The sequence below is a fragment of the Corynebacterium sp. HMSC072G08 genome (genome assembly GCF_001809185.1).
Classification (GTDB): domain Bacteria; phylum Actinomycetota; class Actinomycetes; order Mycobacteriales; family Mycobacteriaceae; genus Corynebacterium; species Corynebacterium phoceense.
On record NZ_KV796420.1, the window covers coordinates 53,904 to 67,615 of the forward strand.

Sequence of the window (13,712 nt, forward strand, 5' to 3'; positions counted from 1 at the left end):
CGGGGCAACTCGTGCAAGTTACATCCATGGAAGCATACCGACTTCTGGCAATCCTAGCACCGGTTTTGTTCCTGCGACGATAACAGGGCCGAACGCGCCGCCACTAGTGCGACGTTGTGGCACGTCATCGCGCTGCGTGTCATAAAATACCAGCACAACGGCCTAAGGATTAAATCGAGCTGGGATTTTCTTGAAAAAACTCCCCTACCTGCGCAAATACTCCGGCCCGAAAACGCACAAAGAGCCCGGATGGCCTGCATCCGGGCTGCTCAAGGCGGTAAAAACTCTAGGCTTCCGCTCTAAACTCCGCGGCCTGGCTGCGCACCGCGTCGCACAGCGCGTCGACGCTCGGCCCGTGGCGCAGGACGGAGCGCGAAACATTGGCAAAGCCAAGCTCCGGCGCCGCCTGGGTAATAGCGAGCACGTCGCTTGCCGATGCCCCCTGCGCGCCGACGCCCGGCAAGAGCACCGGGCCGCCCAGGGCGTCGAGGACCGGCGGCTGCGCGAGGGTCGCGCCGACGACGACACCGACGTTGCCGGGGCGTCCAACAGCCGCGTGCGGCGCGTTATACGTTGCCGCCTCGTCGACCATGCGCTGGGCGATGGTGCGGCCGTCCGCGTCCGTGATGGACTGCAGCTCGACAGCCTCCGGGTTCGACGTCGCGGCGAGGACGAAGACGCCGCCGCCCACACGCTCGGCCGTCTCGAAGACCGGTGCCAGCGCGCCAATGCCGAGATACGGCGAGACCGTCACCGAGTCTGCGCGCAGCGGCGAGGTCTCCCCCAGCCACGCATCCGCGTAGCCGACCATGGTGCTGCCGATGTCGCCGCGTTTGGCGTCCGCAATCGTGAGGCAGCCCGCGTCGCGCAGGTCCGCGAGCGCGCGCTCGAGAACCGCGAAGCCCTGCGAGCCGAAGCGCTCGAAGAACGCGACCTGCGGCTTGACCACCGCAGCCGTCTCGGCAAACGCCTCGACACACGTCTGCGTGAACGTGCGAAGGCCATCGACGGTGTTGTCGAGGCCCCAGGCCTCGAGCAGGTGAGCGTGTGGGTCAATGCCCACGCACAGACGCCCACGATCGCGGCCGGCGGCGACGAGACGCTCACCGAACGTCGCATCGCTCCGCGTCACCGCGCTGTGCTCGGTGACGGAGTTATTTGGCTGGGGCATGCTCGAGCTCCTGGAGGGAACGCACGGTGAGGTTGCCCTGGCGCAGGGCCTCGATGCCCTGGACCGCGGCCGTAACACCCTGGACCGTGGTCACGCACGGGATGCCAGCCTTGACGGCAGCCGTACGAATCTCGTAGCCGTCGTGGCGAGCGCCTGCCGAACCGGCCGGGGTGTTGAGCACCAGGTCGATGTCGCCGGAGAGGATCTGGTCACGAATGGTGGCCTTGCCCTCGGGGTTCTCGGAGACCTTGACCGCGACCTCGCACTCGACGCCGTTGCGGCGCAGCATCTGGGCGGTACCGCGGGTGGCGACGATTTCGAAGCCCATGAGCGCCAGGCGCTGAATCGGGAAAATGAGCATGCGCTTGTCGTGGTTGGCGACGGAGACGAAGATGGTGCCCTCGGTGGGCAGCGCACCGAACGCGGCGAGCTCGCCCTTGGCGTAAGCCGCGCCGAAGTTGCTGGCCAAGCCCATGACCTCGCCGGTGGACTTCATCTCCGGGCTGAGCAGCGTATCGAGCGGCTGGCCATCCGGGCGACGGAAGCGGTTGAACGGCAGGACGGCTTCCTTGACCGCGATGGGGTGATCGAGCGGCAGCGAGCCGCCGTCGTAGTTCTCCGGCAGCACGCCCTCGGCACGCAGCTCCTTGATGGAGGCGCCCATCATGATGCGCGCGGCGGCCTTCGCCATCTGCACGCCCGTCGCCTTGGAGACGAATGGCACGGTGCGCGAAGCACGCGGGTTGGCCTCGATGACATAGAGGATGTCGTCCTTGAGCGCGTACTGGACGTTCATGAGGCCCTTGACGCCAATGCCGTGGGCCAACTTGCGCGTGGACTCGCGGACGTTCTCAATGTCCTCCGGGCCGAGCGTCATCGGTGGAAGCGCACAGGAAGAGTCGCCGGAGTGAATGCCGGCTTCCTCGATGTGCTCCATAACGCCGCCCAGGTAGACCTCGTCGCCGTCGCACAGCGCGTCGACGTCAATCTCGATGGCGTTATCGAGGAAGCGGTCGACGAGCACCGGGTGGTCCGAGGTGATCTCGGTGGCGCGGTCGATGTAATCCTGCAGGGAGGCCTCGTCGTAGACGATCTCCATGCCGCGGCCGCCCAGGACGTAGGACGGACGCACGAGCACCGGGTAGCCGATTTCCGCGGCGACAGCCTTGGCCTCGTCGAAGGAGGTGGCGGTGCCGAACGCCGGTGCCGGGAGCTCCGCACGGCTAAGCACCTGGCCAAACTCGCCACGATCCTCGGCGAGGTTGATGGCGTCGGCCGTGGTGCCGACAACCGGGACGCCAGCCTCGGTGAGCTTCTCCGCGAGGCCCAGCGGGGTCTGTCCGCCGAGCTGGACGATGACGCCCGCGACGGTGCCGGAGGTAGCCTCGGCGTTGTAGACCTCCATGACGTCTTCGAAGGTCAGCGGCTCGAAGTAGAGGCGGTCGGCCGTGTCGTAGTCGGTGGAGACGGTCTCCGGGTTGCAGTTGACCATGACGGTCTCGTAGCCCGCGCGGGAGAGCTCGAGGGCTGCGTGGACACAGGAGTAGTCGAACTCAATGCCCTGGCCGATGCGGTTCGGGCCGGAGCCCAAGATGATGACCTTTTCGCGGTCGCGCTGCTCGGCAACTTCGGACTCTGCATTCGGGTCGAGCTCGTAGGCCGAGTAGTGGTACGGCGTCTGCGCCTCGAACTCGCCGGCACACGTATCAACCGTCTTGTAGACCGGGCGAATGCCCAGCGACCAACGCAGGCGGCGCACGCCGTCCTCGCCCGCGAACTCGGGGCGCACGGCGGCAATCTGAGCGTCAGACAGGCCCATGTACTTGGCCTCGCGCAGGAGGTCTTCGTCGAGCACGGGGGCATCGGCAAGCCGCTCGCGGAAGTCGACGAGGGCTTTGAGCTCGGCAAGGAACCACGGGTCAATCATGGAGTGCTCGAAGACCTGCTCGACGGTCGCGCCCAGGCGCAGGGCGAGCTCGACGTCGTACATGCGGCCCTCGGTCGGGGTCTCGAGGTCCTTGAGAACGGCCTCGACGTCGGTGGCGCGGTCGCCCGCGAAGTACTCGTCCGGTCGGGTCCAGAAGCCAGCCATCTTGGTTTCCATGGAACGCATGACCTTGTTGAGGCCCGCAATGTAGTTGCGGCCGATACCCATGGCCTCGCCCACGGACTTCATGGTGGTGGTGAGCGTGTCGTCCGCACCCGGGAACTTCTCGAAGGCGAAGCGCGGAGACTTAACGATGACGTAGTCGAGGGTCGGCTCGAAGGCGGCCGGGGTCACGCCGGTGATGTCGTTGGTGACCTCGTCGAGGGTGTAGCCGATGGCGAGCTTGGCAGCGAGCTTCGCGATCGGGAAACCGGTGGCCTTGGACGCCAGCGCGGAGGAACGGGACACGCGCGGGTTCATCTCGATGACGATGATGCGGCCGTCGTTCGGGTTCACGGCGAACTGGATGTTGCAGCCGCCGGTATCGACGCCGACGGCGCGAATGATGGCGATGCCGAGGTCACGCATCTTCTGGTACTCGCGGTCCGTGAGGGTAAGCGCCGGGGCGACCGTGACGGAGTCGCCGGTGTGAACGCCCAGGGCGTCGACGTTTTCGATGGACGCGATGACGACCACGTTGTCGTCACCATCGCGCATAAGCTCGAGCTCGAATTCCTTCCAGCCGAGAATGGACTCCTCGATGAGCACGTTGGCTTCCGGCGAGGCGGCCAAGCCACCGCCGGCGATGCGGTCGAGGTCTTCGTTGTTAAACGCCAGACCGGAGCCCAAGCCACCCATGGTAAACGACGGGCGGACGACGACGGGCAAGCCCAGTTCCTTGACGGTCTCGTGGACTTCGTCCATGTTGCGGCACACGCGGGAGCGCGCGGACTCGCCGCCGACGGAGGCCACGATGTCCTTGAACATCTGGCGGTCCTCGCCGCGCTCGATGGCCGGAATGTCCGCGCCGATGAGCTCGATGCCGTACTTCTCAAGGATGCCAGCACGGTCGAGCTGGATGGCCGCGTTGAGCGCCGTCTGGCCGCCCAAGGTGGCGAGCACGGCGTCGATCTTGTGGCCCTCTTCGATTTCCTTCTGGAAGACCTTCTCGATGTAGGCCGGATCGATGGGCTCGATGTAGGTGTGGTCCGCGAACTCCGGGTCGGTCATGATGGTGGCCGGGTTGGAGTTGATGAGCGTAACGCGCAGGCCTTCTTCTTTGAGGACGCGGCAGGCCTGGGTGCCGGAGTAGTCAAACTCGCAGGCCTGACCAATAACGATCGGGCCAGAACCGATGACCAGGACGTGGTTGATGTCGTTGCGCTTAGGCATGAATTTCTTTCTCTTCCCTTTTTCCTGGTTGCTTACTTGTGGTCGTCCATAAGCTGGATGAACTGGTCAAACAGCGGGTTGGCGTCGTGCGGGCCGGCGGCGGATTCCGGGTGGTACTGCACGGAGAAGGCCATGCCGGACTTGAGCGCCACACCCTCAACGACGTCGTCGTTGAGGCAGGTGTGCGTCACGAGAGCCGGGCCGAAGTCGGTGTCGAACTCGGCGCCGCCGGCGGGCTTGCCCTCGCCAGCCGGGTTTTCGAGCGCGAAGCCGTGGTTCTGTGCGGTGATATCGATCTTGCCCGTGAGGTGGTTCTTCACCGGCACGTTGATGCCGCGGTGGCCGAACTTGAGCTTGTACGTGTTCAGCCCAAGTGCGCGGCCCAGAATCTGGTTACCGAAGCAGATGCCGAAGAACGGGGTGCCAGACGCGAGGATGTCGCGGGTGATGGCGACCATCTTGTCTGCGGTGGCTGGGTCACCCGGGCCGTTGGAGACGAACACGCCGTCTGGGTTGTACTGCTTGATGTCCTCGTAGGGCGTATTCGCCGGAACGACGACGGTTTCGATGCCGCGCTTGGCGAAGTTATTCGGCGTCGAGGTCTTAATGCCCATGTCATAGGCGACGACGGTGAACTTCTTCTCCCCCTCCGCCGGGACGGTGTAGGGCTCAGTGGTGGAGACGTCCTCGGCCAGGTCGAGGCCCGCCATAGACGGCTGTGCCTTGACCTCGGCGAGCAGCTCCTCGACGGGGCGCTCGGCAGCCTCGCCGGAGAAGACGCCGGCGGCGATGGAGCCGAAGTTGCGCAGATGGCGCACAAGAGCGCGGGTGTCGATGCCGCGGATGCCGACGATGCCCTGCTTCTCCATCTCCTCAGGCAGCGAGCGCGCCGCACGCCAGTTAGAGACGCGGTGTGCAAGGTCGCGGATAACGAGGCCGGCGACCCAAATCTTCGAGCCGTGCGACTCGTCGTCCTCGTCGTTCCAACCGGTGTTGCCAATCTGCGGCGACGTCGCGACCACGATCTGGCGGTGGTAGGACGGGTCGGTCATGGTCTCCTGGTAACCGGTCATGCCGGTGGTGAACACTGCTTCGCCGAGCGTGGTTCCGGTCTTGCCAAAGCCGAAGCCGCGGAAGACCTTGCCATCGGCAAGAACGAGCACGGCGGGGATAGGAGCAGAAGTCAAGGTTTCATCCTTTGATATTGCGTTCTGTGATGTAGATCGGGTTGTGCTATTCATTATGGTCTGGTTCCGCCTACTCGGCAGCAGATTCGTCAGCAGCCACGTCGTACGTGAGCGTGCCGCGCAGGAAGGTGTGCGTGACGCGGGCGTTGAAGTCCTCGCCGGCGTACGGGTTGTTCTCGGCCTTGGACGCGAGGTGCTCGACGTCCGAGGTCCAGGCGCGCTGCGGGTCGACGATGGTGAGGTTTGCCGGCTCCCCCACCGCGATCGGGCGACCGTGGCCCGGCAGACGGGTGATTTCGGCCGGTCGCTCGGACATGACGCGAGCGACGAAGCGCCAGTCGGCCAGGCCGGACTCGACGAAGACCTTCGCGATGACGGCGAGCGAGGACTCGAGGCCCAGCATGCCGGGTTTGGCGTGCTCGAACTCCACGCACTTGTCTTCCGAGCCGTGCGGCGCGTGGTCCGTGGCGACGCAGTCGATGGTGCCGTCGAGTAACGCGTCGCGCAGTGCGAGGGCATCGTGCTCCTCGCGCAACGGCGGGTTGACGCGGAAGAGTCCGTCGTAGTCGGCGATCTTCTCGTCGGTGAGCATGAGGTGGTGCGGGGTGACCTCGGCGGTGAGCGGAATGTCCTGGCCCTTCGCCCACTTGAGCAGCTCCACCGTACCCGTCGTCGAAGCGTGGCAGATGTGCATGCGATTGCCGTAGTCGCGTGCAAGCAGCGCGTCGCGCGCCACGATGGATTCCTCGGCGACGCGCGGCCAGCCACGCAGGCCCAGGCGTGCGGCGACCTCGCCCTCGTGGGCGACAGCCCCCTCGGTCATACGGGAATCCTCGGCGTGCTGCGCGAGCAGGACGTCCTGGCCCTTGGCGTACTCGAGGGCGCGACGCATGATCTGCGGGTCCTGGACGCACTTGCCGTCGTCGGAGAACATGCGGACCTTGGCGTCCGAGTTCTTCATCATGCCGAACTCGGTAATGGTCTTGCCCTCGAGGCCCTTCGTGATGGAGCCCACCGGGTGGACGTCGCACACGCCGAGCGCCTGGCCCTTGGCCCACACAGACTCGGCGATGATGGGCTGATCCATCACCGGCATGGTGTTCGCCATGGTAAACACGGCCGTGAAGCCGCCCTTTGCCGCGGCGCGAGAGCCGGTCTCGATGGTCTCGGTATCCTCGCGGCCCGGCTCGCGCAGGTGCACGTGCATGTCCACGAGGCCCGGCAGAAGCACGTGGCCCTCGCCGTCCACGACGCGGTCTGCACTCGCGTCCGCGTCGGCGTTCACGGACTCGATGAAACCGTCACGCACGAGCACGTTGACGGGCTCGCCCTCGCCGTACGGGCGGACGTTGGTGATAAGCAGCGTGCCGGCGGCGGGTGCGGACAGGCGACCGGTCGCCGGGAAGTTCTCAGGTGAAGTCATAATCTACTGAACGTCTTTCTGTACTCGAACCGGTTAGAATCCAGCATTCTCGCCGTTGGCCAGGAGGGTAAACAGGACGGCCATGCGCACGTGCACGCCGTTGTTGACCTGCTGCAAAACAGCGGAGCGCGGTTGATCCGCGACCGCGTAGTTGATCTCCATGCCGCGCAGCATGGGACCTGGGTGCATGACGATGGCGTGGTCCTGCATCTTCTTCGCACGGTCCTTGGACAGGCCGTAAAGCGCCGCGTATTCGCGGTGGGACGGGAAGAAGCCGCCGTTCATGCGCTCGGCTTGGACGCGCAGCATCATGACCACGTCGGCATCGACAAGCTCGGCGTCGAAGTCATAGGAGACGCGCACCGGCCACTTCTCCACGCCAAACGGCATAAGCGTAGGCGGGGCGACGAGGGTGACCTCGGCGCCGAGCGTGGTGAGCAGGTCGACGTTGGACCGCACGACGCGGGAGTGGAGGCAATCGCCCACGATTTTGACGCGCAAGCCTCGGAAGGAGGCGGCATCGGAAAGCCCGAGACGCTGGCGCATGGTGGTGGCGTCGAGCAGTGCCTGCGTGGGGTGCTGGTGCGCGCCGTCGCCGGCATTGATGACGGACGGGCCGTCGCCATTGGGGGCGACCCAGCCAGCGAGCTGCTTTGCTGCGCCCGAGGACGGGTGGCGAATGATGATGGCATCCGTGCCAATCGCCGAAATAGTCAAGCCGGTGTCCTTGAGGGACTCGCCTTTCTTCACCGACGAGCTCGCCGCGGAGATATTGATGACGTCCGCGGACATCCACTTGCCGGCCGTCTCGAAGGAAGAACGGGTACGCGTGGAGTTCTCATAGAACAGGGTGTAAACCGTGCGCCCGCGCAGGGTGGGCAGCTTCTTCACTTCGCGGCCATTAATGGCCTCGCGGAAGCGGTCGGCCTCGTCCATGAGCCCCAGGATCTCGTCTGCCGTGAGATCCGCGATATCGATGAGGTGCTTCATTTACTTGTCCTCTTCTGCTTTGCGCGTTAAAACAACCGCATCGCGGCCGTCAATGGCCTCGATGAAGACGGTGACATCCTCGTCGCGGGCCGTGGGAATATTCTTGCCCACGTAATCGGCGCGGATGGGCACCTCGCGGTGGCCACGGTCAACGAGGCAGGCGAGTTGGATGATGTCCGGGCGTCCAATGTCGCGCAGGGCATCGAGTGCTGCGCGGATGGTGCGTCCCGAATACAACACGTCATCGACAAGGATGACCGTGGCGCTATTAATGCCGCCGTCGGGGATCAGCGTGGGGCGCAACGCGCGGTGCGGCTTGCCGCGGAGATCGTCGCGGTACAAGGTGATATCGAGTGCCCCGGCCGGAATTTCCACCCCCGAGAATTCCTTGATTTTTTCAGCCAGGCGCTCCGCCAACGGCACGCCACCAGAGGGAATGCCAAGGAGCACGACGCGTGGTGCGTCGGCCGAATCGAGCGCCGTCTTTTCAATGATCTGGTGCGCGATGCGTGCAACGGTGCGCGCGACGTCATCCGAGCTGAGCAGCTCAGTTGCGTCCGCGGTAGCGTTATCAACACTCATCGTGACCTCCTTCCCCGCCTCACGGTGCGGTCTTTAAAGGATGCCTATATATGTGTGTCCTCAAATCGAACGACTCCAACTGTAGCACCCACCCGCCGTAATGGGGGTACCTCGACTAGAGTGGACGGAGTTCTTACGGCGCCGCCGCGCGTCCTCCCCGTCCAAGGAAGAATCCACCCCGTTGAGTTTTGAGGCTTCCCACGTCATCGACGCACCCCGCGAGCTCGTGTGGCAATGGCACACTCGCCCCGGCGCCTTAGCGCGTCTTACCCCGCCTTTCTTGCCCGTGACCCCGCGCCGCCAGGCCGAACGGCTCTCCGATGGCACCACGGTCCTCGGCTTTCCTGCGGGTCTCACATGGGTCGCGCGCCACGATCTCTCCCGCTACCAGCGCGGCCGCAGTTTCGCCGACGTGTGTATCAACGCGCCCATGCGCAAGCTCGCGAACTGGCGTCACACCCATACCTTCGCGGACTTTGAGACGGCCAGCGCCGCCCTGCGAGGCGAGCGCACACTCATCACCGACACCGTCGACACGCGTATTCCGGCATCGGCGCTGACGCCGATGTTTGCCTACCGCCAGCGCCAGCTCATCGCGGACTTCGACTTCCTCGCGCGAGTGCAGAGTATCAACGGTGCGGCCCGCCCGCTTACCGTCGCTATGACCGGCTCCCGCGGCGCCGTGGGTCGTGCCCTGACGGCACAGCTCACCACCGCCGGTCACACCGTCATCCAGCTCGTGCGTTCCAAGGCCAAAGAGGGCCAACGCGTCTGGAACCCCGCGAATCCTGCGCCCGATCTCCTCGCGGACGCCGACGTCCTTATTCACTTGGCCGGCGAGCCCATTTTCGGCCGCTTCAACGACTCCCACAAGGCGGCCATACGCGACTCCCGCGTGGGTCCCACGCGCAAGCTCGCAGAGCTGGTCTCCCGCACGCAGTCTGTCAAGACCTTTGTCTCCGCCTCCGCCATCGGCTACTACGGCCCTGACCGTGGCGATGAGCTCCTTACGGAGTCCTCGGACTCCGGCGACGGCTTCTTGGCCGAGGTCTGCCGCAACTGGGAGGCCGCCACGGCGCCTGCTGCCGATGCCGCCCGCGTTGTCCAGGTCCGCACCGGCGTCGCGCTCACCGGCAACGCCGGGTTGCTTCCGCTGCTCCGCGCGCTCTTCCACACAGGCCTGGGCGGCACCTTCGGCGACGGCGACTTTTGGCTGAGTTGGATCGCGCACGACGACCTCACCGATATCTATTTCCGTGCCGCGATCGACGACGCGCTCACCGGCCCCGTCAACGCCGTAGGGCCTGAACCCGTTCTCAACCGCGACATGGCGCATCTGCTGGCAAAGGAGCTCGGCCGTCCCGCTATCATCCCCATCCCCACCCTCGGTCCGGCCCTGTTGCTCGGCCGCGAGGGTGCTCAGGAGCTGGCGCTGGCGAACCAGCGCGTCGCGAGCGAGAAGCTCACGCCTGCGAACCACACGTACCGCTTCGAGACGATAGCCGCGGCGCTCACCCACGAGCTTGGCGGCGAGGAACTCGTCGCGCTGCCTGCCGTCTAAGGCCGCTCGCCACGCCACACGCCCGCATGCCTTAAGCTGGTGGGCGCACTTTATCGACACAAGTTAAGGATTCACGTGACTTCACCCGAGCAGAAGATCCTGCCGGATACCGAGGTATCCCCCGCGACGGTCGCCCGTATCGCGGAGATTTTTGACCAGCAAGGACTGCAGTACCGCACCGAGGAGCACCAGCACGAGGACGGCTCGACCGTCGAGGTCTTCCGCTCCGGCTTCGCGAACACCGCGATTGCCATGCAGGTGCGCGAGGACACCCTCATCATCGACTCCATCTGGCGCGGCCAGGTACCGGTTTCCGAGGGCCCGACCATCCTCACCCACATCAACCAGTGGAACGCCGAGCACTTCGCGCCCACGCTGCGCTTCTACGAAGGCGGCGCGGACGAGAAGGCACTCGTCGTCTCCGCCGTGCGCGAGCTCACCATCTCCGAGGGCGTTTCCCGCAATCAGCTCGGCGCCTTCGTCATGTCCTCGCTCAACTCCATCCTGGAGGCGTGGACCTTCATCGAATCGCAGTACCCGCAGCTCGTGACCTGGGAGGAACACAAGCATGACTAATCAGCAGACCCTCAACCCGGAGGATCCGAATTCGTTGCCCGTCGTGACGCTCGAGCGCGTTATCGACGCCATGGCGACCTTCGACGTCACCCTCGACAAGATCGAGGGCCGCGACGACTCCGCCACGGCGAACCTCAACGGTCTGCCCTGCCTATTCGCAGTGCTCGACTCCGTTCTCATCGTCCGCTGCGACGTGCAAACGGACGCGACCTTCTCGCAGGCGGACGCCGGTCTCTTCCTCGCCGCCAACCAGATCAACTCGGTGCAGATGGGTGCCCGCGCCGCCATCACTGATTTCGACGACTCGCTCGTCGTGCGCACCGAGCGCGACATTCCGGTCGCCGCCGGCATGAACGACACGCAGCTCGCCGCCGCCCTCAAGGCCGCCGTCGACGGCGTCATCGGCGCCCAGAATGCCATGGTCGCCGCCGCAGAGGAGATGGCAAAACTCGGTTCTGAAGCCGCCAACCAGGCTCAGAACGGCGAATAGCAATGGCCTCCAACGCTCCGTCTCACGCGGCCGACACCGAGGTACAGCCCGTCAACATTCACCGCCTCGTGGAGATCTTCGAGCTCCTCGGCGCAGACTACGTGCTCGTCTCGGCGCCCAACGACTCCGAGACTGACCCCGAGACCGACACGGATGCCGATGCTGCGGCCGCCGCGCCGGAGGACGAGCGCATCGTCCTCCAGACCGGCCTGCCGCATCTCACCATCCACTTCGACATTCAGGATGACACCCTGAGCGCCTTTGCGACGTGGGAGGGCCGCCTCGACGCGTCCGCGGAGGAAACTGTCGCGCCCATCATTGCGGACTTCAACTGGCAGATGGTTGCGCCGACGCTGAGCTACGCCTTCAGCGACGGTCAGGGCAAGCACCCCACCGAGCAGATCGTCATCAACGGCAACCGTGCGATGGCCATCGGCGAAGGCCTCAGCCGCAACCAGCTGGGCACGTTCATCCTGAGCGTCTTTGGCAGCTTCTCCGCCGCTTTTGAGGCCGTCGCGCAGGCCTTCCCCCAGGCCGTCACGTGGAACGAGGAGGACTAGTTCATGACTGATGCAACTCAGCAAGCACCAGAGTTCGAGAACCCCTACGAATTCTTCTCCCACACTGACCTTCCCGCCGTCACCCTCGAGCGCGTCATTGCCTCGCTCAACGAGGACGACTTTGGCGCCGTCGCCCACCCCGAGACTCCGAATATGGCCGTCGCTCAGCGCAACGACCTTGACTGGGTGTTTAGCATCACCGACGAGCTCGTGCGCGTCGAATGCGTCCTGCCCACCGAACTCGACTTCGCCGAGATCGCCCCGGTCTTCCACGTCATCACCAACGAGCTCAATGCCGCCGCCTTCGACGGCCGCGCGCTCGTGGGCGACGTGGACGGACACGCGGAGCTGCGCGGCGACGCCACGTTCACGGCCGGCCCGGGCATGAACGATGATCAACTCTTCCACGCACTTAACTACGCCGTCGTCGCGGCGCAGGAAGCACTGCTGGGCACGCTCGACAACTTCAACGAATTCGCCCGCACCGTCCAGGAGCGCGACGCCGAGTAATACGCACACCCGCTCACACGCTCATCCAAAAAATCCCTTCCGCACATATAAGCTCTGCCCGCCGCACCGAGCGGGCCCGTTATATGTCCTGAAGGGATATGTACCACCTAAGACTCCTCGATACGCGTGCGCACGGTCTCTGGATCACACTCCGCCGCCGGCCATGGCAGGTCCGGGTGACGCAGCACGTCGACGATGAGGAACATGAGCGCCATGCGCGCGTACTTCTTATTGTCCGTGGGGATGACGCACCACGGCGCGTGGTAGGCATCGGTGCATCGAATGGCGTCCTTATAGGCGGCCATGTAATCATCCCAATAGGCACGTTCCTCGACGTCGGACGGGTCGTACTTCCAGAACTTGTACTCACGCTCGGTGCGCTCGAGGAGGTTCTCTTTCTGCGCCTTCTTCGACAGGTGCAGGAAAACCTTAATGATGTGGACGCCGGACTTGGCGAGCTCACGTTCGTAGTCCTTGATGGCCTCAAAGCGGCGGTCGATCTCGTCTTCATCAACCCATGTGTGGACACGCTGGATCAGCACATCCTCGTAGTGCGATCGGTCAAACGCGACCACGTGGCCCGGCTTGGGGTCGTGCTTGCGGATGCGCCAGAGAAAGTCGTGCTTCATCCCTTCCTCGGTCGGCTTGCCAAAGCCCACGGAGTCCGTGCCCTGCGGATCAAACGTACTGAACACGTGGCGAATGACACCCCCTTGCCGGAGGTGTCCATGCCCTGCAGAATGACGAGCACCGAGGGGGCCTTCTCCCCGTAGGCACGACCATTGGCGTAGAGCTCCTCGTCGTAGTGACTGGGGCGCGCGGCCAGTTCGTCCTTGTCTCCGTCAAAGCCCGGCGTGGAGCTCGGATCGACGGAGGACAGCTCGACGTTCTTTCCGGCGCAGCGCTAGCGCGTCGGCAATCTTAAATGTCGACATTCCCCCACTGTAAGCGTGAGCCCTTCCCTTTTGCCTCGAATCACGCTACTATGTAATACATAGTAGTTGGCACAACAAAGGAGCTTGCATGGCAGATACACAGCTTCGCAAAGGCGTGTTGGAACTCATCGTTCTGCGTTCCCTTCACGTCAGCCCCGGCTACGGAGGCGCGCTTCTCGAGCGGCTCAACGCGCAAGGGCTCGAGGTCTCCTCCGGCACCCTCTACCCGCTCCTCGCGCGTCTAAAGAAAGCCGGATACCTCACCAGCCGCTGGGAGGAATCCCCCAGCGGGCCACCACGCAAGGTCTACGTCGTCACCGACGCGGGCCGCACTCAGCTCGCCGCTCTCACCGCCGAATGGCAGACCCTCACCACGATCGTCGACACCATCCTGAAAGGGCAGTAACC

The 13,712-nt window shown here is 64.7% G+C and carries 12 protein-coding genes and 1 pseudogene; 6 read left to right on the forward strand and 7 right to left on the reverse strand.

Going from position 1 to position 13,712, the window contains the following annotated elements:
• Positions 1-286: 286 nt before the first annotated feature.
• The 6 genes from pyrF to pyrR are packed head-to-tail and all read right to left on the reverse strand — an operon-like array spanning position 287 to position 8,672.
• A complete protein-coding gene (gene pyrF, locus HMPREF2559_RS05135) occupies positions 287-1,132 on the reverse strand; it encodes an orotidine-5'-phosphate decarboxylase (protein ID WP_197418412.1) in 846 nt (281 codons plus the stop codon).
• A 22-nt stretch (positions 1,133-1,154) separates the two neighbouring features.
• Positions 1,155-4,490, reverse strand: coding sequence for a carbamoyl-phosphate synthase large subunit (gene carB, locus HMPREF2559_RS05140; protein ID WP_070539754.1), 3,336 nt, complete (start codon positions 4,488-4,490; stop codon positions 1,155-1,157).
• A gap of 32 nt (positions 4,491-4,522) precedes the next feature.
• Positions 4,523-5,731, reverse strand: a complete 1,209-nt coding sequence (carA, locus tag HMPREF2559_RS05145; RefSeq protein WP_068801800.1) for a glutamine-hydrolyzing carbamoyl-phosphate synthase small subunit — start codon at positions 5,729-5,731, stop codon at positions 4,523-4,525.
• Between the two features lie 16 nt (positions 5,732-5,747).
• The gene (locus HMPREF2559_RS05150; RefSeq protein ID WP_068801801.1) at positions 5,748-7,100 is read right to left on the reverse strand and encodes a dihydroorotase; all 1,353 of its coding nucleotides are present in this window, start codon (positions 7,098-7,100) and stop codon (positions 5,748-5,750) included.
• 33 nt (positions 7,101-7,133) lie between these two features.
• Entirely contained in the window at positions 7,134-8,090 is a 957-nt protein-coding gene (locus tag HMPREF2559_RS05155) for an aspartate carbamoyltransferase catalytic subunit (RefSeq protein WP_066493151.1), read from the reverse strand.
• Positions 8,091-8,672: a bifunctional pyr operon transcriptional regulator/uracil phosphoribosyltransferase PyrR gene (gene pyrR / locus HMPREF2559_RS05160; protein ID WP_070539756.1), complete on the reverse strand. Its 582-nt coding sequence runs from the start codon at positions 8,670-8,672 to the stop codon at positions 8,091-8,093.
• Between the two features lie 181 nt (positions 8,673-8,853).
• Here pyrR and HMPREF2559_RS05165 point away from each other — a divergent pair, with 181 nt between their 5' ends.
• The 5 genes from HMPREF2559_RS05165 to HMPREF2559_RS05185 all read left to right on the forward strand — a co-directional run bounded on the left by HMPREF2559_RS05165 (position 8,854) and on the right by HMPREF2559_RS05185 (position 12,369).
• Positions 8,854-10,233, forward strand: coding sequence for a TIGR01777 family oxidoreductase (locus HMPREF2559_RS05165; protein WP_070539759.1), 1,380 nt, complete (start codon positions 8,854-8,856; stop codon positions 10,231-10,233).
• Between the two features lie 75 nt (positions 10,234-10,308).
• A complete protein-coding gene (locus HMPREF2559_RS05170; protein ID WP_066493144.1) occupies positions 10,309-10,809 on the forward strand; it encodes a YbjN domain-containing protein in 501 nt (166 codons plus the stop codon).
• Positions 10,802-11,299 carry a YbjN domain-containing protein gene (locus HMPREF2559_RS05175; RefSeq protein WP_066493143.1) on the forward strand — a complete coding sequence of 166 codons (498 nt, stop codon included), beginning with the start codon at positions 10,802-10,804 and terminating at the stop codon, positions 11,297-11,299. Before HMPREF2559_RS05170 ends, HMPREF2559_RS05175 begins: the two co-directional genes overlap by 8 nt.
• 2 nt (positions 11,300-11,301) lie before the next feature.
• Positions 11,302-11,859: a hypothetical protein gene (locus HMPREF2559_RS05180; RefSeq protein ID WP_066493138.1), complete on the forward strand. Its 558-nt coding sequence runs from the start codon at positions 11,302-11,304 to the stop codon at positions 11,857-11,859.
• A 3-nt stretch (positions 11,860-11,862) separates the two neighbouring features.
• Complete coding sequence (locus tag HMPREF2559_RS05185; protein WP_066493137.1) at positions 11,863-12,369, forward strand: hypothetical protein; 507 nt, start codon at positions 11,863-11,865, stop codon at positions 12,367-12,369.
• A gap of 107 nt (positions 12,370-12,476) precedes the next feature.
• On the opposite strand, the pseudogene HMPREF2559_RS05190 reads toward HMPREF2559_RS05185, so the two are convergent.
• Positions 12,477-13,304, reverse strand: a pseudogene (locus tag HMPREF2559_RS05190) (PPK2 family polyphosphate kinase).
• Between the two features lie 88 nt (positions 13,305-13,392).
• Between HMPREF2559_RS05190 and HMPREF2559_RS05195 the strand changes: the two are divergent.
• Entirely contained in the window at positions 13,393-13,710 is a 318-nt protein-coding gene (locus tag HMPREF2559_RS05195) for a PadR family transcriptional regulator (RefSeq protein WP_066493136.1), read from the forward strand.
• The last annotated feature ends 2 nt before the right edge of the window (positions 13,711-13,712 follow it).

Excerpts from the sequence above, each read along its gene's own strand:
- carB (WP_070539754.1), bottom strand. The coding sequence starts at position 4,490 with ATGCCTAAGCGCAACGACATCAACCACGTCCTGGTCATCGGTTCTGGC.
- HMPREF2559_RS05155 (WP_066493151.1), bottom strand. The coding sequence starts at position 8,090 with ATGAAGCACCTCATCGATATCGCGGATCTCACGGCAGACGAGATCCTG.
- HMPREF2559_RS05175 (WP_066493143.1), top strand. The coding sequence starts at position 10,802 with ATGACTAATCAGCAGACCCTCAACCCGGAGGATCCGAATTCGTTGCCC.
- HMPREF2559_RS05195 (WP_066493136.1), top strand. The coding sequence starts at position 13,393 with ATGGCAGATACACAGCTTCGCAAAGGCGTGTTGGAACTCATCGTTCTG.
- carA (WP_068801800.1), bottom strand. The coding sequence starts at position 5,731 with ATGAATAGCACAACCCGATCTACATCACAGAACGCAATATCAAAGGAT.
- HMPREF2559_RS05185 (WP_066493137.1), top strand. The coding sequence starts at position 11,863 with ATGACTGATGCAACTCAGCAAGCACCAGAGTTCGAGAACCCCTACGAA.
- HMPREF2559_RS05150 (WP_068801801.1), bottom strand. The coding sequence starts at position 7,100 with ATGACTTCACCTGAGAACTTCCCGGCGACCGGTCGCCTGTCCGCACCC.
- HMPREF2559_RS05180 (WP_066493138.1), top strand. The coding sequence starts at position 11,302 with ATGGCCTCCAACGCTCCGTCTCACGCGGCCGACACCGAGGTACAGCCC.
- pyrR (WP_070539756.1), bottom strand. The coding sequence starts at position 8,672 with ATGAGTGTTGATAACGCTACCGCGGACGCAACTGAGCTGCTCAGCTCG.